Consider the following 19,821-nt stretch of genomic DNA (forward strand, 5'->3'; position numbering starts at 1 on the left):
TGAATTCAGGCGTGGTTGGCCGCGGGGTTGCCCGGCGCGCCGGCGGGTGCGGGTTTCGGTGTGTTGCGGGCGGCAAACACGATGATGGCGGCGATGATCGAGGTCGCGGCCAGGCCGTACAGCCCGCCCTGAATGGAGCCGGTGTTTGCTTCGAGCAGGCCGAAGGTGGTCGGCGCAACGAAGCCACCGAGGTTGCCGACCGAGTTGATCAACGCGATGACGCCAGCGGCAATGCGCGCATCCAGGTAGGCCTGGGGAATCGGCCAGAACAGCGACGAGGCCGATTTGAAGCCCAGTGCGGCAAAGCAGATCGCAACGAAGGCGAACACTGGCCCGCCGGTGGTGGACATGAACATCCCGGCAGCGGCGATCAGCAGGGCGGCAGCGACCCAGGCTTGCTGGTGTTTCCATTTGGCCGACAGGGACGCGAAGGCGTACATGCCGACAATCGACAGCAACCACGGAATCGAGTTGAACAGCCCGACCTGGATGTCGCTCAGGTCGCCCATCTTCTTGATGATGCTCGGCAGCCAGAACGTAGCGGCGTAGATGGTCAGCTGGATAAAGAAGTAGATCAGGCAGAACAGGATGATCTGGCGATCCTTGAGCAACTTGCCCAGTGACGGTTTGATCGGCGTCGCCGCTTCCCGGGCCAGCTGTTCGTCGTCGATGGCCTTGACCAGCGCGTCCTGTTCCTCGCGGCTCAGCCATTTGGCGTCATGGGGTCTGGAGTCCAGCCAGAACCAGACGAACACGCACAACCCCACCGAAAACATACCCTCGATGAAGTACATCCACTGCCAGCCGTGCAGGCCCAGGCCGCTGATTTGCAGGAGTAGCCCGGACAGCGGGCCGGAGATCAGCGAGGCAATCGCCGAGCCGCTGAGGAAAATCGCAATCGCCTTGCCACGCTCCACGCCGGGCAACCAGCGGGTGAAGTAGTAGATCACCCCGGGAAAGAACCCGGCTTCGGCTACGCCCAGCAGAAAACGCAGGATGTAGAAGTGGGTTTCGTTCTGGATGAACGCCATGCCCGCGGCGACCAGGCCCCAGGTCAGCATGATCCGGGTCAGCCAGATGCGTGCGCCGACTTTCTGCAGAAGGATGTTGGAGGGCACCTCGAACAGTGCATAACCGATGAAGAACAGACCGGCACCCAGGCCATAGGCGGCAGCGCCAATGCCCAGGTCGTGTTCCATGTGGGCGCGGACGAAGCCGATGTTCACGCGATCGATGTAATTGACGATGAACATGATGACGAACAGCGGCAGGACGTGACGTTTGACTTTGGCGATGGCGGACTTCAGCGCTGAATTGGCGTCGTCGTGCATCGCGGAGATGGATGTATTCACTGCGTTTTCTCCCACTCGTTATTTTTATGCGGGGTAGGGCTGGGTATTGCTGTGTTACTAGACATCATACAACTAGGTTTTTTCTTCGTGCAACCCCGTATGTCCAATGAAATGGCGCTTATTAGGCAAATTTTTATTCTGGTGGCGCTGTTTGCTGACTATAAAAATGACTCGATATGGGCGTTTTGTTGAGTGTTGTCATACAAGTTTGGTGAAATTTTTACAGGATTCCCGCCAGGCGCGGTGCTACGATTCGATAGCCCTGTGTTCCGGATATCTCCATGCAAGAAGACCTCGACGCGCCTGCCCGCAAGCGCACTCACAACCTGGCCCATGATCTGGTCGAAAAATTGACCCAGCGCATCCTGCTCGGCCAGATGTTGCCCGGCGACAAGTTGCCGTCGGAAAACACCATCGTTCAGGAGCACGGGGTCAGTCGCACGGTGGTGCGTGAGGCCATCTCGAAGTTGCAGGCCTCGGGGCTGGTGGAAACCCGGCATGGCATTGGCACGTTCGTGATCGAGCGCGCACCGGAGCAGGGGCTGCGGCTGAATGTCGATACGGCGTTGGGGGTGCGCAGCATTCTGGAGTTGCGCATGGGCCTGGAAACCCAGGCGGCGGCGCTGGCGGCAACGCGCCGCACCGATCTGCAGCTGGCGCAGATGCGTGAAGCACTGGATGACTATCAAAGCCTGCTGGCCAACAACGACAGCTGTGTCGAAGCGGACCGGCGTTTTCATCTGCTGATCGCCGAAGCCACTGGCAATGTGTGCTTCACCGAGATCATGCAGCACCTGGGCAGTGCGATGATCCCGCGCACCCGGGTCAATGCCGCCGAGCGTGGCGCAGTGGACCTGAGCAAGCTCGGCCAGTTGGCCAACCTTGAACACGAGGCGATCCTCAACGCCATCAAGCGCCAGGACCCGGACGCGGCGCGGGCGGCGATGTGGTTGCACCTGACCAACAGTCGTGACCGGTTTTCGCCCAGTTGATGGTCAGTGATACTGCGTCATCGTTCTTCGCGAGCAGGTCGGATCGCCGCACCGTCGCTCCCACATTGGAATGCGTACCCCTGTGGGAGCGAGCCTGCTCGCGAAGGCGTCAGTTCTGACAACAAATATCCTGGATCAGACCCGCACAACCTGAACAACCACAACCCGCCGCTCCAGATTCAACGCCAGCACACTCGCCAACACCACCAGCCCACCGACCACGATCATCAATGTCGGCCGTTCACCGAGCGTATAAGACGCAATGACCATCGCCGTCGGCGGCGTCAAATACAGCGTCATCGTCGCTCGGCTCAAGTCGACATGCGCCAGCACATAGGCCCAGGCCAGGTACGCCAGGGCGCTGGGGAAAATCCCCAGCGCCAACACGGCGAACTGCACAGGCAGCGGCGCAATCGCGATTTGATCCATCAGGCCGGGCAGATAAATCAACAACAACACCGTCCCGGACCACACCGTGTAACACACCAGCGTCAGCCCGTCGTAACGCCCGGTGTGGTGCTTTTGCAGGGCAAAGTAGAGGCTCCAGGACACTGCCGCCAACAGGATCAGCAAGCCGTGGGCGTCGAGGCTGCCCAGGCCATGATCGCCGGCCACCACAATCAGCACGCCAAACAACCCGAGCAGCACACAACCCCAGCGCCACAGGCTCACCTGATCCTTGAACACGAAGCGCGCGATCAATGTGCTGAACAGCGGCGTGGTCTGGGCCAGGACGCTCGAAGCCCCGGCGCTGATACCCTGCTGTCCGAAGTTGATCGCCACGTGGTGCAGGCTCACGGCAAAGAAACCCAGGCCGAACATCAGCGGCAGATCTCGAAGCCTGGGCAGGCGGATGCCCTTGAGTATCGCGATCACCGCCATGAACACGGAGGCCAGCAGAAAGCGCAGGAGCGCCAGGTGTACGGGGTCGTAGGCCTGCAGGCCGATATGGATGCCGGTTGGGGAATACCCCCAGCACGCCACGACAAACGCCATGGCCAGGATGATTTTCCAGGGTGAAACGGGGGAGGGTGTGAGCGGCGTCATGGTCGTGCACCTGTGGGCGGATGCACCGAGTATCAGAAAGCGCACCGTTCACCACAACTGACTTATAATGCTCAAACCGTTCACTATGGATGATGTATGGAGCTGGCACAGATTCGCATGTTCAAGACCGTGGCCGACGTCGGCAGCATCGCCCGCGCGGCCGAGGTGCTGCATTGCGTGCCGTCGAACATCACGGCACGGATCAAGGCTCTGGAGGTCGAGCTCGGCGTCGCGCTGTTTCTGCGTGAGGGTCGAGGGCTGCGCATCAGCCCGTCGGGGCAGACCTTCCTGGCCTACGCTTCGAAGATTCTTGCCCTCACCGCCGAGGCCAAGCGTGCGGTCGACCCGTCGGCCGAACCCTCCGGCCCCTTGCGCATCGGGGCCATCGAGTCGTCGGCCACCGGGCGTTTGCCGCGTCTGCTGGCGAAATTCCACAAGCGTTTTCCGCAGGTGGCGCTGGAGCTGACCACCGGCTCCTGGGGGCAGTTGCTCGACGACACACTCAATCACAAACTCGACGGCGCCATCGTGGCGGTGGATGTCGAGCGTTCGCACCTCAAGCGCACGCCGATGTACCGCGAGGATTTATTGCTGATCGCCTCGACCTCCCTGGGGCCGCTGCGGGACATCAGCGACTTGCGGGACCAGACCGTATTCATGTGGCCACAGGGCTGTCCGTACCGGGCGGCGCTGGAGCATTGGTTGCTGCGACAGGGTCAGGCACTGCCGATTGTCAGCCTGGCCAGTTATGGCGCGATTGTCGGTTGCGTCAGCGCCGGGGCCGGGGTGGCACTGGTGCCCAAAGGTGTGTTCGACCAATACGCCAAAGGTGCCGGGTGTGCGGGGTTTGAATTCCCCGAACTGACCGCCGTCGACAACCTGTTTTACTGGCACGAAAACGCCGGGGTGCACCCGGCGCGCGAGGCGTTCGTGGCGATGCTGCGCGAGGAATTTGCCTGATTTGCACGCGTGGGAGCGAGCCGTTATGAGGCAATCAACTGCCGCAACACATAATGCAAAATGCCTCCCGACTTGAAGTATTCCACTTCATTGAGCGTATCGATCCGGCACAACACCTCGACCTTTTCCTTGCTGCCGTCTTCACGGGTGATGACCAGCGACAGATTCATCCGTGGCGTCAGCTCGACGCCGGTCAAGCCGAGGATGTCCAGGGTTTCACTGCCATTGAGGTTCAGGCTCTTGCGGTTCTGATCCAGCTTGAACTGCAGCGGCAACACGCCCATACCCACCAGATTGGAGCGGTGAATCCGCTCGAAGCTTTCGGCAATGACCGCTTTCACCCCCAGCAGATTGGTGCCCTTGGCCGCCCAGTCGCGGCTCGATCCGGTGCCGTATTCCTGGCCGGCGATCACCACCAGCGGCGTGCCCGAAGCCTGATAGCGCATGGCGGCGTCGTAGATCGGCATTTTTTCCCCGGTGGGAATGTAGCGGGTGTTGCCGCCTTCCTCGCCGCCGAGCATTTCGTTGCGTATGCGGATGTTGGCGAAGGTGCCGCGCATCATCACTTCATGGTTGCCGCGCCGCGAACCGTAGGAGTTGAAGTCCCGTGGCTCCACGCCTTTGTCGCGCAGGTATTGCCCTGCCGGGCTGTCGGCCTTGATGTTGCCGGCCGGGGAGATGTGGTCGGTGGTCACCGAGTCGCCGAGCAGTGCGAGGACCCTGGCGCCGCTGACATCCTTGACCACAGGCGGCGGGCCGCCGATGTCGTCGAAGAACGGTGGGTGCTGGATGTAGGTCGAGTCGTCCTGCCAGACATAGGTCGCCGCCTGCGGAACCTCGATCGCCTGCCATTGCGCGTCTCCGGCAAACACTTCGGCGTATTCCTTGTGGAACATCGCGGTGTTGACCTGGTTCACCGCGTCGGCAATTTCTTTGCTGCTTGGCCAGATGTCCCGCAGGTAAACCGGTTTGCCGTCCTTGTCATCGCCCAACGGCTCGCGGCTGAGATCGGTGCGCACCGTGCCCGCCAGCGCGTAGGCGACCACCAGTGGCGGGGAGGCCAGCCAGTTGGTTTTCACCAGCGGATGTACCCGGCCTTCGAAGTTGCGATTGCCTGAGAGCACCGATGCCACCGTGAGGTCGGCTTGCTGGATGGCTTTTTCGATGGGCTCTGGCAGCGGTCCGGAGTTGCCGATGCAGGTGGTGCAGCCATAGCCGACCAGGGCAAAGCCCAATTCATCGAGGTAACGGGTCAGGTCGGCCGCCTTATAGTAGTCGGTGACCACTTTCGAGCCGGGGGCCAGCGAACTCTTCACCCAGGGTTTGCGTTTCAGGCCTTTTTCCACGGCCTTCTTCGCCAGCAGCCCAGCCGCCATCATCACGCTCGGGTTGGACGTGTTGGTGCAGGAGGTGATCGCGGCAATCACCACCGCGCCGTTTTTCAGGCGATAGGTCTGGCCTTCGTAGTGGTAATCCGCTTCGCCGGCCAGATCGGCGTTGCCAACGGCGACGCCGCCGCCACCCTCGCTTTCCAGGCGGCCTTCTTCCTTGCTGGTAGGTTTGAATTGCAGGTCGACGAAGTCGCTGAAGGCTTGGGCGACATTCGGCAGCGATACCCTGTCCTGCGGGCGTTTCGGCCCCGCGAGGCTGGCTTCGACGCGGCCCATGTCCAGCGCCAGGCTGTCGGTGAATACTGGCTCCTGGCCAGGCAGGCGCCACAGGCCCTGGGCCTTGCTGTAGGCCTCGACCAGTTGCACCGTTTCCAGGGGGCGGCCGGACAGGCGCAGGTATTCCAGCGTGATGTCGTCCACCGGGAAGAAACCGCAGGTGGCGCCGTATTCCGGGGCCATGTTGGCGATGGTCGCGCGGTCGGCCAGCGGCAGGTCGGCGAGGCCATCGCCGTAGAACTCGACGAATTTGCCTACCACGCCTTTCTTGCGCAGCATCTGGGTCACGGTCAGCACCAGGTCGGTGGCGGTGATGCCTTCCTTGAGCTTGCCGGTGAGTTTGAAACCGATGACCTCCGGAATCAGCATCGACACCGGTTGCCCGAGCATCGCCGCTTCCGCCTCGATACCGCCGACGCCCCAGCCGAGCACACCGAGGCCGTTGATCATGGTGGTGTGGGAGTCGGTGCCGACCAACGTGTCGGGGAAGGCATAGGTGCGGCCGTCCTCGTCCTTGGTCCACACCGTGCGACCGAGGTATTCAAGATTGACCTGGTGGCAGATCCCGGTGCCCGGTGGTACTACGCTGAAATTGTCAAAGGCACTCTGGCCCCAGCGCAGGAACGCATAACGTTCGCCATTGCGCTGCATTTCAATGTCGACGTTTTGCTCGAAGGCGCTGCTGCTGGCGAACTTGTCGACCATCACCGAGTGGTCGATCACCAGGTCTACCGGCGACAGCGGGTTGATCCGCTGTGGATTGCCGCCGGCCCTGGCCATCGCCGCACGCATCGCAGCCAGGTCGACCACGGCGGGAACGCCAGTGAAGTCTTGCATCAAGACCCGCGCCGGGCGGTACTGGATTTCGCGCTCGGAGCGACGCTCCTTGAGCCACGCGGCCAGTGCCTTGAGGTCGGCGCCGGTGACGGTTTTTTCGTCTTCCCAGCGCAGCAGGTTTTCCAGCAGGACTTTCAACGACATCGGCAACTTGTCCAGGTCGCCCAGGCTTTTGGCAGCTTGCGGCAGGCTGAAGTAGTGGTAGGTCCTGTTGCCGACTTGCAGGGTCTTGAGCGTTTTCAGGCTATCGAGGGACGGCATTACGATCACTCCTTTGAGTCCGCACGGTTACGGACTGAGGGGACGGGCAGAACATTAAACCTAGCCCTGTTTTAAGTAGCTGGCTAATAACTGGACTCTATGAACAGACCCCAGGTTCCGAAGTCAGCTATCATGCGCCGGTTTTCGTGACAGGCTTTGCTTCAACGCAAGCGGTCTCTCTTTGTGGGAGCGAGCCTGCTCGCGATGGACGTTAACGATAACGCGTGTTTTCTGAGTAAACGCGCCGCCCTTGAGTCCATCGCGAGCAGGCTCGCTCCTACAGGGTCCAGGAGTAAGAATGAACACCCTATTCATGCATTGCCGGCCGGGCTTCGAAGGCGAAGTCTGTTCCGAGATTTCCGACCTCGCCGCGCGGTTGAACGTGGCCGGTTATGCCAAGGCCAAGGCCGCCACGGCTTGCGCCGAATTCGTCTGCACCGAAGAAGACGGCGCCGAGCGCCTGATGCGCGGGCAGCGTTTCGCCGAGCTGATCTTCCCGCGCCAGTGGGCCCGGGGGATTTTCATCGATCTGCCGGAAACCGACCGCATCAGCGTGATCCTCGCGCATATGGCGGACTTTCCGCTGTGCGGCAGCCTGTGGCTGGAAATGGTCGACACCAACGACGGCAAGGAGCTGTCGAACTTCTGCAAGAAGTTCGAAGTGCACCTGCGCAAGGCGCTGATGGCCGCCGGCAAGCTGGTGGAAGACGCGCACAAGCCGCGCCTGTTGCTGACCTTCAAAAGCGGCCGCGAAGTGTTCATGGGCCTGGCCGAGTCGAACAACTCGGCCATGTGGCCAATGGGCATTCCGCGCCTGAAGTTTCCACGCGAAGCGCCGAGCCGTTCGACCCTCAAGCTGGAAGAGGCCTGGCACCACTTCATCCCGCGCGACCAGTGGGACGAGCGCCTGCACGGCGACATGACCGGCGTCGACCTCGGGGCCGCTCCCGGTGGCTGGACCTGGCAACTGGTCAACCGCGGCATGCTGGTGACCGCCATCGACAACGGTCCGATGGCCGAAAGCCTGATGGACACGGGGTTGGTGCAGCACTTGATGGCCGACGGTTTCACCTTCAAGCCCAAGCAACCGGTGGACTGGATGGTCTGCGACATCGTCGAGAAGCCGGCACGCAACGCCGCGATGCTGGAAGAGTGGATCGGCGATGGCCATTGCCGCGAGGCGGTGGTCAACCTCAAGCTGCCGATGAAACAGCGCTATGCCGAAGTGAAGCGTTTGCTCGAGCGCATTGCCGACGGCTTCAAGGCTCGGGGCATCAAGGTCGAGATCGGCTGCAAGCAGCTGTACCACGACCGCGAGGAAGTGACCTGCCATTTGCGCCGGCTTGATGTGAAGAAGCCCAAGTCCCGCTGAAACACCGCAACCCCCTGTAGGAGCGAGCCTGCTCGCGATGGACCTGAGAGCACCACGGGGTGTCAGGTCTCCCGCGTCATCGTTGACGACCATCGCGAGCAGGGCTCGCTCCTACAGGGGGGCGGCGTAATGCCACAGATGACGTTACACCCGGCAATGCGCGACAATGCCGGCCAGTTTCAGGAGTGAATCATGAGTGAAATGCTTGATACGCCGGTAGACGGCACCCTCGACGCCACCGGCCTCAACTGCCCTGAACCGGTGATGATGCTGCACCAGCACATCCGTGACCTGGTGCCCGGCGGCCTGCTCAAGGTGATCGCCACTGACCCGTCGACCCGTCGCGACATTCCCAAGTTCTGCGTGTTTCTCGACCATGAACTGGTGGCGCAGCACGAAGAGGCGGGTACCTACCTCTACTGGATTCGCAAGAAGTCCGGCTGATCAGCCCCCCCCTGTAGGAGCGAGCTTGCTCGCGATGGACGTCAACGATAACGCGTAATACCTGATGCCCCGCGGTGTCCTGGCGTTTTTCGCGAGCAATCGAGCGTCGACCGGCTGCTCCTACAAGGGGTGCGGCGATCAACCCCGGCTGTTACGGATCCGCCTGCGCGCACTGAGCGTCAGGCGGATCGACAGCATCAGCGCTGCACAGCTCAAGCCGGCAATCAGCCCTTCCCACAGCCCGCTCGGGCCGCTGGCCGGACCGAACCAATCGGTCAGTCCCAGCACGTAGCCGACCGGCAGGCCGATGCCCCAATAGGCGAACAAGGTCAGGATCATCGTCGCCCGGGTGTCCTGGTATCCACGCAGCGCGCCCGCGCAGATCACCTGGATGGCATCGGAAAACTGGTACAGCGCGGCATAGACGATCAACATCGACGCAATTTGGATCACTGCCTTGTCAGGCGTGTAGATCGAGGCGATGGGTTCGCGCAGCAGCAGGATCAGGCTCGCCGAGAACGCCGCGAACACCAGTGCTGCGCCAAGCCCGACCTTCGCCGCGAAGCGCGCCTGCCAAGGATTGCCGGCCCCCAGTGCCTGACCGACCCTCACGGTCACCGCCATGCCTAGCGAATAAGGAATCATGAACAGCAACGAGCTGATGTTCAGGGCGATTTGATGCCCGGCCACCACGGTAGAGCCAAGACTGCCGATCAACAGGGCGATGACCGCGAAGATGCTGGACTCGGCGAAGACGGCGATACCGATCGGCAGGCCAATGCCGACCAGGCGCTTGATCACGACCCATTGCGGACGGTCGAAGCGCACCAGCACACGAGTGCGGGCATAGAACGGAGCCCAGAACGTCCAGCCGGCCATGCTCAACGCCATGAACCACATCACGATGCCGCTGGCCCAGCCACAACCGACGCCGCCCAGGGCCGGTGCGCCGAAATGGCCATAGATCAACGTGTAGTTCAGCGGGATGTTCAGCAGCAGGCCGCACAAGCCGATGACCATGCTCGGACGGGTGCGCCCCATGCCATCGCTGTAGCAGCGCAGTACGTAATAAAAAGCCATGCCCGGCAAACCGAAGGCGATCCCGTGCAGATAACCCATGCTTGGCTCGATCAATTGCGGATCGACTTTCATCCAGTGCAGGATCGGCTCGGCGCCGAGCAGCAGGCCGCTGCCGATCAACCCGACACACAGTGCCAGCCACAGCGCCTGGCGTACCAGCGGACCGATTTCGTCAAACTGCCCGGCGCCAAAGCGTTGCGCGACCTTGGGGGTGGTGGCCAATAGAACGCCGGACATCAACAGGTAGACGGGAATCCAGATCGAGTTGCCCAGGGCCACCGAAGCCAGGTCCCGTGGGCTGACGCGGCCGGCCATCACCGCATCGACGAAGCCCATGGCCGTGGTGGCCAGTTGCGCGATCATGATGGGCAGGGCCAGGTTGAGCAGGCCTTTGAGCTCCAGGCGAACGGGTGTTGTCCGCGCAGGCGCAATGGCGGCGGTATTCTCGATTGCAGGATTCAATGGCGAAACGTCCAAAAGGTTTTGATGCACAGGCGCGCATTCTACGCGTTGACGCGCCGGTCAGGAAAAGACCCGTGTTACCGATTTGTAATCAACTCTCTGTAGGAGCGAGCTTGCTCGCGATGGACGCAAGGATGCCACGTTCATTCAGGCATCCCGCGTCATCGTTGACGTCCATCGCGAGCAAGCTCGCTCCTACAGAGAGATGCGTCTAGGCGCGATGCGTCATCTACGCCTAAACTGCCGATCCGCCAAAGGAGCCTGCCATGCTGATTGTTGCCGACGAAAATATCCCCCTGCTCGATGCCTTCTTCGAAGGCTTCGGTGAAATCCGCCGGGTGCCGGGTCGTTCCATTGACCGTGCCACGGTCGAACAGGCCGATGTGCTGTTGGTGCGTTCGGTGACCAACGTCAATCGCGCGCTACTCGAAGGCAGCAAGGTGCGCTTTGTCGGTACGTGCACCATCGGCACCGATCATCTGGACCTGGATTACTTTCAGCAGGCCGGAATCACCTGGTCCAGCGCGCCGGGCTGCAATGCCCGCGGCGTGGTCGACTATGTGCTCGGCAGCTTGCTGACCCTGGCCGAAATCGAAGGTGTCGACCTGACCCGGCGTACCTACGGCGTAGTCGGTGCCGGCGAAGTGGGCGGCCGATTGGTCAAAGTCCTGCAAGGCCTGGGCTGGAAGGTGCTGGTGTGCGATCCGCCACGGCAGGCCGCTGAAGGCGGTGACTACGTCAGCCTCGAGCAGATCATCGAAGCGTGCGACGTCATCAGCCTGCACACGCCGCTGACCAGGCAGGGACAGCTATCGACCTGGCATTTGTTCGATGAGACACGCCTGAACCAGCTCAAGTCCGGCACCTGGCTGATCAATGCCAGTCGCGGACCGGTGGTGAACAACGCGGCCCTGCGCGATGTGCTGCTGCAGCGCGAAGACCTGCAAGCGGTGCTCGATGTGTGGGAAAGCGAGCCTGAAGTCGACGTGGCGCTGGCCGAGCTGTGCGTGCTGGCAACGCCGCACATTGCCGGTTACAGCCTCGACGGCAAGCAGCGGGGGACCTCGCAGATTTATCAGGCGTATTGCGATTTTCTCGGGCAACCGGCCCGCGTCAGCCTGAGCGATTTACTGCCGGCACCGTGGCTGTCGCACGTGACCCTGAATGCGCAAAGCGACCCGGCCTGGGCCTTGGCGATGCTGTGCCGTGGCGTATATGACCCGCGTCGTGACGATGCGGATTTCCGTCGCAGCCTGGTCGGCAGTGTCAGCGAGCAGCGTGCGGCATTCGATAGGCTGCGCAAGCATTACCCGTTGCGCCGGGAGATCGACGGATTGCAGGTGCGGATCGAAGGTGAATCGCCTGAGCTGCAGAGGATTGTGGCGGCGTTGGGGGCGATGGCAATCTGATTGACCACAGCGGCCCAATCGCGAGCAGGTCGGATCGTCGCACCGTCGCTCCCACAGGATCCGTGCTGGATACAAATGTTGTGTACGACCCGGATCCCCTGTAGGAGCGAGCCTGCTCGCGATGGGCGCGCCACAGTCCCGGATTGGATCAAGCAGGCATAAAAAACCCGGCCAACAAAGGGCCGGGTCAAGAAGACGGTGGCTATATCACTTTTGTTTGGCAGGTTTGACCAATCGCTTTTCCAGTTCGCTGCAAGCTTTCTGGATCATTTTTTCAGTGATCGGTACTTCGCGACCCTGCTCGTCAATAATCGAGCAACCCAGAGACTGGTCCGGTTGCGTGCGGATCACTTGAATCTTGTCATCGCTGCTGTGTTGCAAGGACATGGCCTGTCTCCTCATCAGGTTGTGTACTTACTGTATAGCCGCCAGGTGACCGGGCTATGACAACTCCCTGCGATCTTTCCGGGCGGACAGAACAAGTCCACCAGAAATGCCGGCACGTGGCTAGCCGAACTTTAGACCAATAGCGTCTAGCCTCTAGTGTTGGTGGACATAATTAACCTGACTCATTGTGATTTGCAGCGAGCCACCCCATTGAGCGGAGTAGGCTGACCCTAAAATGACTGCTTTGTCCTGGATGATTGCGATGCTCTCTGCCCGTCACCGCCGTGCCGTTCGCCTGGCCCGTCGTTTCATCGCGCCGTATCGCTGGCAGGCCTTTGGCGCCTTGCTGGCGCTGATCGCCACCGCCGGCATCACCTTGTCCATGGGGCAGGGCATTCGCCTGCTGGTGGACCAGGGGTTCATGACCCAGTCACCGCATCTGCTCAATCAGTCCATCACGCTGTTCATGTTGCTGGTCATGGGGCTGGCGATCGGTACGTTTGCGCGGTTTTACCTGGTGTCGTGGATCGGTGAACGCTGCGTCGCCGATATCCGGCGCAACGTGTTCAATCATCTGATTTACCTGCACCCGGGGTTTTACGAAGACAATCGCAGCTCCGAAATCCAGTCCCGCCTGACCGCCGATACCACGCTGCTGCAATCGGTCATCGGTTCTTCACTGTCGTTGTTCCTGCGCAATCTGTTGATGGTGATCGGCGGGATCGTCCTGTTGTTCATCACCAACCCCAAGCTCACCAGCATCGTGGTGGTGGCCTTGCCTTTGGTGATCGCGCCGATCCTGATCTTCGGCCGCCGGGTACGTAACCTCTCGCGCCTGAGTCAGGACCGGATTGCCGACATCGGCAGCTATGTGTCCGAAACCCTGGGCCAGATCAAGACCGTGCAGGCCTACAACCATCAGGCCGAGGACGAGCGCCGGTTTGCCGTGACCGTGGAGGAGGCGTTCAACACCGCGCGCAAGCGCATCTTCCAGCGGGCCTGGCTGATTACCCTGGTGATCGTCCTGGTATTGGGCGCGGTCGGGGTGATGCTCTGGGTCGGCGGCATGGACGTCATCGCCGGGCGAATTTCTGCCGGCGAGCTGGCGGCGTTCGTGTTCTATAGCCTGATCGTCGGCAGCGCGTTCGGCACCTTGAGCGAAGTGATTGGTGAATTGCAGCGGGCCGCCGGCGCAGCCGAGCGGATTGCCGAATTGCTGCGTTCGCAAAACATCATCCTGCCGCCGGTGGCAGGCGCGGTGACACTGCCGGACCGGGTCGACGGCCAACTGCAACTGCAAAATGTGCGTTTTTCCTACCCGTCGCGGCCGCAAAGTTATGCCGTCGACGGGTTGAACCTGACCGTCAATGCCGGTGAGACGCTGGCGCTGGTCGGGCCATCGGGGGCCGGAAAATCGACGGTGTATGACTTGCTGCTGCGTTTTTACGACCCGACCGAGGGACGCGTCCTGCTCGATGGCGTGCCGTTGACTCAACTCGATCCGCTGGACCTGCGCCGCTGTTTCGCCCTGGTGTCGCAAACCCCGGCACTGTTTTTCGGCAGCATTGAAGAAAACATTCGCTACGGCAGTCCGAAGGCGACTTTGGCCGAGGTACAGGAAGCGGCAAAAATCGCTTATGCCCATGACTTTATCGAAGCCATGCCCAATGGTTACCAGACTCATCTGGGGGACGCTGGTCTCGGTTTGTCCGGTGGCCAGCGCCAACGTCTGGCCATCGCCCGAGCGTTGCTGGTGGACGCCCCGATCCTGCTCCTAGACGAAGCCACCAGCGCCCTCGACGCCCAGAGTGAACACCTGATCCAGCAGGCGCTGCCGAGCCTGATGAAAAACCGTACCACCCTGGTGATCGCCCATCGCCTGGCCACGGTGAAAAACGCCGACCGGATCGCGGTGATGGACCAGGGGAAACTGGTGGCGGTGGGCACGCATCAGGAGCTGATTGCCAGCAATGCGCTGTATGCGCGGTTGGCGGCGTTGCAGTTCAACGATGGCAAGGTCGTCGCCGAACTGTAGGAGCTGCCGCAGGCTGCTCCTACATAACCGGCATTACCGGTCATTGATCGTCAAAAAACCGCTCATGCCAATCCACGATCGGCTGTGGCGCATTGAGCTTCTGGCCGTAGATCACCGAGTACGACAGCACGTTTTGCACGTACTGGCGGGTTTCGTCGAACGGGATGCTTTCCACCCATACGTCGAAACTCAGGTGGTCCGCACCACGCAGCCATTGGCGTACGCGGCCGGGGCCGGCGTTGTAGGCGGCGGAGGCGAGGACGCGGTTGCCGTTGAACTGGCTGTGCACCTGGCTCAGGTAGGCGGCACCGAGCTGGATGTTCTTGTCCGGATTCAGCAATTGCTGTGGCGAGCTATAGGGAATACTGAACTTGCGTGCGGTTTCCTTGGCGGTGGCGGGCATCAGTTGCATCAGGCCCGAGGCGCCGACCCCGGAGCGGGCGTCGTCCATGAACGCACTTTCCTGGCGGGTGATGGCGAACGCCCAGCTCGGATGCAGGCCGCGGCTCTTCGCTTCACGCACCAGGGTCTCGCGGTGGGCCATCGGGAAGCGGATATCCAGGTCATCCCAATACTGCGCCTGGCTGATGGTGCGGATCGCCGGGAAGTACCATTTCAGGTCGTAGGCCAGTTTGGCCTGGGCGACCATTTCGTCGCGGCTGAAGTGACGGCTGACGTAGTACCACTCACGGCGGCCATCGACGATCTGCCCGCGGGCGTGCAGCTCCAGGGCGCGGCGTACGCCGGGCGTGTTACGCACCTTGTTGATGGTGGCCTGACTGAGCACCAGCGGTTTGTTGAGCAGCGAGTAGGGCGACTGCGAGCGATCGGCGGCGAGGAAACCATAGAAGTCGCGTTCGCGGGCCAGGCTTTTATAGAGCGTCTGCGCTTCCGGATTCTGCGGTTGCGCCAGCTCCAGGCTGCGGGCCTGCCAGTAACGCCAGCGGTTGGTGGTGGCCAGGTCCTGGGGCAGGCGGCGGGTCAACTGATAGGCGTCGTCCCAGCGCGCCAGGCGCAGGAGCAGGCGCAAGCGCCATTCGGAAACGGTGTTGTCGCGCAGCTCGGGGTCGTATTTGGTCATGACATCCAGTGCACGGCTGTCGAAACGTCGTGCGAGGGTCAGGCCGATTTCCCGGGCGATCGCCACCTTTTCATCCCGGGAGAAGTGCATGCTACTGGCGTAACCGTCGAGCAGGTCCATGGCCTTGTCCGGGTCCTGGCGAGCCAGGCGGCGCAGGCCGAGACTGACCACATCGGACATGGCTTCGTCGGCCGGGGTGAAGCGTGACGACTGGTTGAGCAGTTCCGGTTTCTGCGCGACGTCCACCAGCAAGCGACCGCGAGGGGCGAGGTTGGTCATGCCGTTGATCAGGCTGTTGGCCAGCGGGTAGTTGCGCGCCTGGGCGGCGAGTTTGGTGCGCTCCCAGCGTTTTTGTTCGGTCAACTGACCTTCGGCGGCCCACATGCCGAACAGCGTGTCACAGGCTTCAGGTTGGGATTTGCCGGTCAGCCAGAGTTTTTCGGCGTTGGCGTTACCTTCGGTCTTGAGATTGTGGCTGAGCTGGTACTGCGCATTCAGGCAGTCCAGTTCGGTGAAGTTCATTTTCGGGTCGTAATACTTGACGAAGGTCGCCCAGTCGCCTCGATCCGCCAGCCAGCGCAACCAGCGCAGTTTCATCCAGTTGGCCTGGGGCAGGTCGCCGTGTTCGGTGAGGAATTTCTCGATTTCGGCGTTGCTCGCGGTTTTCAGGCGTGCGGTCAGCTCGTCGTACGCCAGGTAGGGTTCCAGCGGATAATCGGCGAGGGCCTGGCTGTAACGGAAGTACGGGCCACTGTCGCCCTTGGCCAAGGCGCGTTTGGCTTCATCGTAATACTGGCGTTGGGTGGACAGGTCCACCGCCTGGGCGGATTGGACGGCAGCGGCAGACAATAAAAAAGCAGATAAAAGATTGAAAAGGCGACTGCGCATGAGACGTCCGGGCAGAGAAAAATCATGACAAGTGCGGGCCAGGCTCGCACTGAATTGTCTGTAGCTTAGCCTTTTGCCAGCAGCCGGTGAAAGCTTTGCGGGTCTTCCCACGTCAGTTCGCAACATTTGTCATGCAGAGTGCTACGAGAGTGAAATTGCCGGCCTTCTGAAGCCTCAAGTCAGGTAGAATGCGCGCCCGGTTTTTGGAGAAGCTCATGACCCTGCTCAAATTCAGCGATGTGTCCCTTGCTTTCGGCGCTATGCCGTTGTTGGACAAGGTGTCCTGGCAGATCGCCCGTGGTGAGCGGGTGTGCATCATCGGCCGCAACGGCACTGGCAAGTCCAGCATGATGAAGCTCGTCAAGGGCGACCAGAAGCCCGATGACGGCTCGGTGTGGCGTGCCCCCGGTCTGAAAATCGGCGAATTGCCGCAAGAATTGCCGGTGGCCGACGAGCGGACCGTGTTCGACGTGGTGGCCGAAGGCCTGGACGGCGTCGGTGCCTTGCTCGCCGAGTATCACCACCTGAGCCAGAACTGCGTCACCGACGCCGATCTGGACAAACTGATGCACGTCCAGCACGACCTGGAAGCCCGCGATGGCTGGCGCTTGCAGACCCTGGTCGACAGCACCCTGAGCCGCCTGCAACTGCCGGCCGACAAGACCCTCGCCGAGTTGTCCGGCGGTTGGCGTCGTCGCGTCCTGCTGGCCCAGGCCCTGGTGTCCGAGCCGGACCTGCTGCTGCTCGACGAGCCGACCAACCACCTGGACATCGGTGCCATCGCCTGGCTTGAAGAAGCACTGAAGGATTTCCAGGGCGCCGTGCTGTTCATCACGCACGACCGTTCTTTCCTGCAGAACCTGGCCACCCGCATCCTCGAACTGGATCGCGGCGGCCTGATCGACTGGAACGGCGACTACGCCAGTTTCCTCGTGCACAAGGAAGCCGAACTCGCTGCCGAAGCCACCGCCAACGCGTTGTTCGACAAGCGCCTGGCCCAGGAAGAAGTGTGGATTCGCCAGGGTATCAAGGCCCGTCGCACCCGTAACGAAGGCCGCGTGCGTGCCCTCAAGGCCCTGCGTGTCGAGCGCAGCGAGCGTCGCGAGCGTACCGGCAAGGCCAATATCCAGCTGGACACTGCCGACAAGTCCGGCAAGCAAGTGATGGTGCTCGAGAACGTGAGCTTCGCTCACCCGGGCGGCCCGTTCCTGATCAAGGACTTCTCGATGGTGCTGCAGCGCGGCGACCGTATCGGTCTGCTCGGCGCCAACGGTACCGGCAAGACCACGCTGCTGAAGCTGATGCTCAGCGGCCTGCAACCGACCAGCGGCAAAGTGGAAGAAGGCACCCGGATCGATGTCGCCTACTTCGACCAGTTGCGCCATCAACTGGATCTGGAAAAAACCGTAATCGACAACGTGGCCGAAGGTCGAGACTTCATCGATATCGATGGTCAGAGCCGCCATGTGCTGAGCTACCTCGGCGACTTCCTGTTCAGCCCGCAGCGTGCCCGCACGCCGGTCAAGGCGCTGTCCGGTGGTGAGCGTGCCCGTCTGTTGCTGGCCAAGTTGTTCAGCAAGCCGGCGAACCTGCTGGTACTCGACGAACCGACCAACGACCTCGACGTTGAAACCCTCGAACTGCTCGAAGAAGTCTTGCTGACCTTCAATGGCACCGTGCTGATGGTCAGCCACGACCGGGCATTCCTCGACAACGTGGTCACCAGCACCCTGGTTTTCGAAGGTGAAGGCAAGGTTCGCGAATATGTCGGTGGCTACCAGGACTGGCTGCGCCAGGGCGGCTCGCCGCGCCTGCTGGGCGTGACCGAGAGCAAGTCTGGCAAGGCTGACTTGAACTCCGCCGTGGTGAAGGCCGAGCCTGCGCCGGTTGCGGCGGCTGTCGAAGCGCCAGTAGCGAAGAAAAAGCTCAGCTACAAGTTGCAGCGTGAGTTGGAAGCGTTGCCGGGGCAGATCGAAGCCATGGAGCAACAGATCGCCGCCGTTGAAGCACAGATGGCGGATGCGGGCTTCTATCAGCGTCCTGCTGCGGAAGCGGCTGCGGTGATTGCTCAGCTGGAGCAGTTGCAGGCTGAGCTCGACATCATGGTCGAGCGTTGGGCCGAGCTGGATGCCTGATTGATCCCGCAATAAAAAAAGCCCGGCGTTCAGTGATGAACGCCGGGTTTTTCATATGAAATTGGATCGAAACGATCCCCTGTAGGAGCGAGCCTGCTCGCGATGGTCGTCAACGATGACACGGGGAACCTGACACCCCGTGGCGCTCTCGGGTTCATCGCGAGCGGGCTCGCTCCTACAGGGAGGTGTTGTCAGGATTTGGTTTGCAGGCGTACAGCTAGCACATCGCAAGGCGCGCCATGCAGCACGTCATTGGCGGTGGAGCCCAGCAGCAGTGCCAGGCCGTGCCGGCCATGGCTGCCCACCACGATCAGATCGCATTGCTGTTCCTTGGCGAAGTGATGGATTTCCTGGCGTGGCTGGCCGTAGGTGAGGTGGCAATTGGAGCCCTCAAGCTCTGAGTATTTGTGCTTCAGGCGTTCAAGGCGCTCCTTGGCCTGATCGAACTGCTGCTGTTGCAGTTGTGACAGGTCCATTGGCACGTCGCCGCCGAAGGCCATGGCCATCGGCTCGACAATGTGCACCAGTGACAATTTCGCGCCGTTGCTCACCGACAGTTCGCGAGCGCGGTGGATCACAGGGTCGCACTCTTCGGTCAGATCTACAGCGACCAGAATATGGTTGTAGGGCATGAGGTGCTCCTCCTGAGGGTTGCAATATTGGTAAGTATGGCTGGTTTCAAGCGCATTGGTTCAAAAGTGACACAATGGGCTCATCAAGAATCGGGAGTACAGATATGACGGTGTGGATAGTGGTGTCAATCCTGCTGGTGGTACTCAGCCCGCTGGCATGGTTGCGCCCCTCGCGTGCCCAGAGCGGGCGTATCGCCCTGCGGATGGAGGCCCGACGCATCGGCCTGGCCATGCAACTGGCACCTCAGCAATGGCCGCACTGGCTGAGCCAGGAGCCGCCAAGCCCCTGTGCCCAGTACCATCGTCCGCGACGTGGCAGTCAGCCAGCGTGTTGGAGCTACTGGCAAAAATCACCGGGTGTCTGGGTCAATCAGTGGCAGGAAATCTGTGAAGAACGGGCGCTGCTCGATCATTTCGAAAAATTGCCAGGCAATGTCTTCAAGGTCGAGGCCGACAAGCAAATAATCGCCTTGTATTGGGGCGAGAAGGGCGAGGCCGAGGTGTTGCAACAGATCGATGCCACCCTCAAGGCACTGGCCTGAAACCGGGTCCCCTGTAGGAGCGAGCCTGCTCGCGATGAACCTGAGAGCACCACGGGGTGCCAGGCTTCCCGCGTCATCGTTGACGTCCATCGCGAGCAGGCTCGCTCCTACAGGAAGCGATCAGGCAATAAAAAGCCCGACATCAATCATCGGGCGGAGTTGGCCAGGCAGGCCGGTAAAACGGTGTGGGCTGATCTTACGCTGGGCATTCGCCAAAGCGTTCAACTTTTTCCCCTGG

The 19,821-nt window shown here is 61.4% G+C and carries 15 protein-coding genes; 8 read left to right on the forward strand and 7 right to left on the reverse strand.

Annotated elements, in window-relative coordinates:
• Positions 1 to 5: 5 nt before the first annotated feature.
• Positions 6 to 1,352 carry an MFS transporter gene (locus C8K63_RS25605; RefSeq protein ID WP_108219219.1) on the reverse strand — a complete coding sequence of 449 codons (1,347 nt, stop codon included), beginning with the start codon at positions 1,350 to 1,352 and terminating at the stop codon, positions 6 to 8.
• Between the two features lie 281 nt (positions 1,353 to 1,633).
• Here C8K63_RS25605 and C8K63_RS25610 point away from each other — a divergent pair, with 281 nt between their 5' ends.
• Entirely contained in the window at positions 1,634 to 2,344 is a 711-nt protein-coding gene (locus C8K63_RS25610) for a FadR/GntR family transcriptional regulator (RefSeq protein ID WP_108219220.1), read from the forward strand.
• Positions 2,345 to 2,479: 135 nt separating this feature from the next.
• On the opposite strand, the gene C8K63_RS25615 is transcribed toward C8K63_RS25610, so the two are convergent.
• Positions 2,480 to 3,391 (reverse strand): DMT family transporter, encoded by a 912-nt coding sequence (locus C8K63_RS25615; RefSeq protein WP_108219221.1) that lies wholly within the window; start codon positions 3,389 to 3,391, stop codon positions 2,480 to 2,482.
• Between the two features lie 96 nt (positions 3,392 to 3,487).
• On the opposite strand from C8K63_RS25615, the gene C8K63_RS25620 reads away from it, so the two are divergent.
• Positions 3,488 to 4,351, forward strand: a complete 864-nt coding sequence (locus C8K63_RS25620) for a LysR substrate-binding domain-containing protein (protein ID WP_108219222.1) — start codon at positions 3,488 to 3,490, stop codon at positions 4,349 to 4,351.
• A gap of 23 nt (positions 4,352 to 4,374) precedes the next feature.
• Here C8K63_RS25620 and acnA read toward each other — a convergent pair whose 3' ends face one another.
• Positions 4,375 to 7,116, reverse strand: a complete 2,742-nt coding sequence (acnA, locus tag C8K63_RS25625) for an aconitate hydratase AcnA (RefSeq protein ID WP_108219223.1) — start codon at positions 7,114 to 7,116, stop codon at positions 4,375 to 4,377.
• Between the two features lie 298 nt (positions 7,117 to 7,414).
• On the opposite strand from acnA, the gene rlmM reads away from it, so the two are divergent.
• Positions 7,415 to 8,488, forward strand: coding sequence for a 23S rRNA (cytidine(2498)-2'-O)-methyltransferase RlmM (gene rlmM, locus C8K63_RS25635; RefSeq protein ID WP_057715663.1), 1,074 nt, complete (start codon positions 7,415 to 7,417; stop codon positions 8,486 to 8,488).
• Between the two features lie 192 nt (positions 8,489 to 8,680).
• Positions 8,681 to 8,932, forward strand: a complete 252-nt coding sequence (gene tusA, locus C8K63_RS25640) for a sulfurtransferase TusA (RefSeq protein ID WP_007987255.1) — start codon at positions 8,681 to 8,683, stop codon at positions 8,930 to 8,932.
• Positions 8,933 to 9,070: 138 nt separating this feature from the next.
• Here tusA and C8K63_RS25645 read toward each other — a convergent pair whose 3' ends face one another.
• Positions 9,071 to 10,474, reverse strand: coding sequence for an MATE family efflux transporter (locus tag C8K63_RS25645; protein ID WP_108219296.1), 1,404 nt, complete (start codon positions 10,472 to 10,474; stop codon positions 9,071 to 9,073).
• Positions 10,475 to 10,740: 266 nt separating this feature from the next.
• Between C8K63_RS25645 and pdxB the strand changes: the two genes are divergently transcribed.
• The gene (pdxB, locus tag C8K63_RS25650) at positions 10,741 to 11,883 is read left to right on the forward strand and encodes a 4-phosphoerythronate dehydrogenase PdxB (RefSeq protein WP_108219224.1); all 1,143 of its coding nucleotides are present in this window, start codon (positions 10,741 to 10,743) and stop codon (positions 11,881 to 11,883) included.
• 207 nt (positions 11,884 to 12,090) lie between these two features.
• Here the strand turns inward: pdxB and C8K63_RS25655 are convergent, their stop codons facing one another.
• Entirely contained in the window at positions 12,091 to 12,270 is a 180-nt protein-coding gene (locus C8K63_RS25655; protein ID WP_108219225.1) for a PA1571 family protein, read from the reverse strand.
• 253 nt (positions 12,271 to 12,523) lie between these two features.
• Here C8K63_RS25655 and C8K63_RS25660 point away from each other — a divergent pair, with 253 nt between their 5' ends.
• Positions 12,524 to 14,305, forward strand: a complete 1,782-nt coding sequence (locus C8K63_RS25660; RefSeq protein WP_178086797.1) for an ABC transporter transmembrane domain-containing protein — start codon at positions 12,524 to 12,526, stop codon at positions 14,303 to 14,305.
• 40 nt (positions 14,306 to 14,345) lie between these two features.
• Here C8K63_RS25660 and C8K63_RS25665 read toward each other — a convergent pair whose 3' ends face one another.
• Complete coding sequence (locus C8K63_RS25665) at positions 14,346 to 16,274, reverse strand: transglycosylase SLT domain-containing protein (protein ID WP_108219227.1); 1,929 nt, start codon at positions 16,272 to 16,274, stop codon at positions 14,346 to 14,348.
• A gap of 215 nt (positions 16,275 to 16,489) precedes the next feature.
• On the opposite strand from C8K63_RS25665, the gene C8K63_RS25670 reads away from it, so the two are divergent.
• On the forward strand, positions 16,490 to 18,409 hold the full coding sequence (locus C8K63_RS25670) for an ATP-binding cassette domain-containing protein (protein ID WP_108219228.1): 1,920 nt from the start codon (positions 16,490 to 16,492) through the stop codon (positions 18,407 to 18,409).
• A gap of 191 nt (positions 18,410 to 18,600) precedes the next feature.
• On the opposite strand, the gene C8K63_RS25675 is transcribed toward C8K63_RS25670, so the two are convergent.
• The gene (locus tag C8K63_RS25675) at positions 18,601 to 19,041 is read right to left on the reverse strand and encodes a universal stress protein (RefSeq protein WP_108219229.1); all 441 of its coding nucleotides are present in this window, start codon (positions 19,039 to 19,041) and stop codon (positions 18,601 to 18,603) included.
• 104 nt (positions 19,042 to 19,145) lie between these two features.
• On the opposite strand from C8K63_RS25675, the gene C8K63_RS25680 reads away from it, so the two are divergent.
• Positions 19,146 to 19,583 (forward strand): hypothetical protein, encoded by a 438-nt coding sequence (locus C8K63_RS25680; RefSeq protein WP_108219230.1) that lies wholly within the window; start codon positions 19,146 to 19,148, stop codon positions 19,581 to 19,583.
• Positions 19,584 to 19,821 lie beyond the last annotated feature (238 nt).

It is taken from the genome of Pseudomonas sp. GV085, from assembly GCF_003050925.1.
Lineage (GTDB): Bacteria > Pseudomonadota > Gammaproteobacteria > Pseudomonadales > Pseudomonadaceae > Aquipseudomonas.

Bases quoted from the DNA above. Each gene is read 5' to 3' on its own strand.
- C8K63_RS25675 (WP_108219229.1), bottom strand. From the start codon at position 19,041: ATGCCCTACAACCATATTCTGGTCGCTGTAGATCTGACCGAAGAGTGC.
- C8K63_RS25655 (WP_108219225.1), bottom strand. From the start codon at position 12,270: ATGTCCTTGCAACACAGCAGCGATGACAAGATTCAAGTGATCCGCACG.
- C8K63_RS25620 (WP_108219222.1), top strand. From the start codon at position 3,488: ATGGAGCTGGCACAGATTCGCATGTTCAAGACCGTGGCCGACGTCGGC.
- C8K63_RS25615 (WP_108219221.1), bottom strand. From the start codon at position 3,391: ATGACGCCGCTCACACCCTCCCCCGTTTCACCCTGGAAAATCATCCTG.
- C8K63_RS25665 (WP_108219227.1), bottom strand. From the start codon at position 16,274: ATGCGCAGTCGCCTTTTCAATCTTTTATCTGCTTTTTTATTGTCTGCC.
- C8K63_RS25660 (WP_178086797.1), top strand. From the start codon at position 12,524: ATGATTGCGATGCTCTCTGCCCGTCACCGCCGTGCCGTTCGCCTGGCC.
- rlmM (WP_057715663.1), top strand. From the start codon at position 7,415: ATGAACACCCTATTCATGCATTGCCGGCCGGGCTTCGAAGGCGAAGTC.
- C8K63_RS25670 (WP_108219228.1), top strand. From the start codon at position 16,490: ATGACCCTGCTCAAATTCAGCGATGTGTCCCTTGCTTTCGGCGCTATG.
- C8K63_RS25680 (WP_108219230.1), top strand. From the start codon at position 19,146: ATGACGGTGTGGATAGTGGTGTCAATCCTGCTGGTGGTACTCAGCCCG.
- pdxB (WP_108219224.1), top strand. From the start codon at position 10,741: ATGCTGATTGTTGCCGACGAAAATATCCCCCTGCTCGATGCCTTCTTC.
- acnA (WP_108219223.1), bottom strand. From the start codon at position 7,116: ATGCCGTCCCTCGATAGCCTGAAAACGCTCAAGACCCTGCAAGTCGGC.
- tusA (WP_007987255.1), top strand. From the start codon at position 8,681: ATGAGTGAAATGCTTGATACGCCGGTAGACGGCACCCTCGACGCCACC.
- C8K63_RS25610 (WP_108219220.1), top strand. From the start codon at position 1,634: ATGCAAGAAGACCTCGACGCGCCTGCCCGCAAGCGCACTCACAACCTG.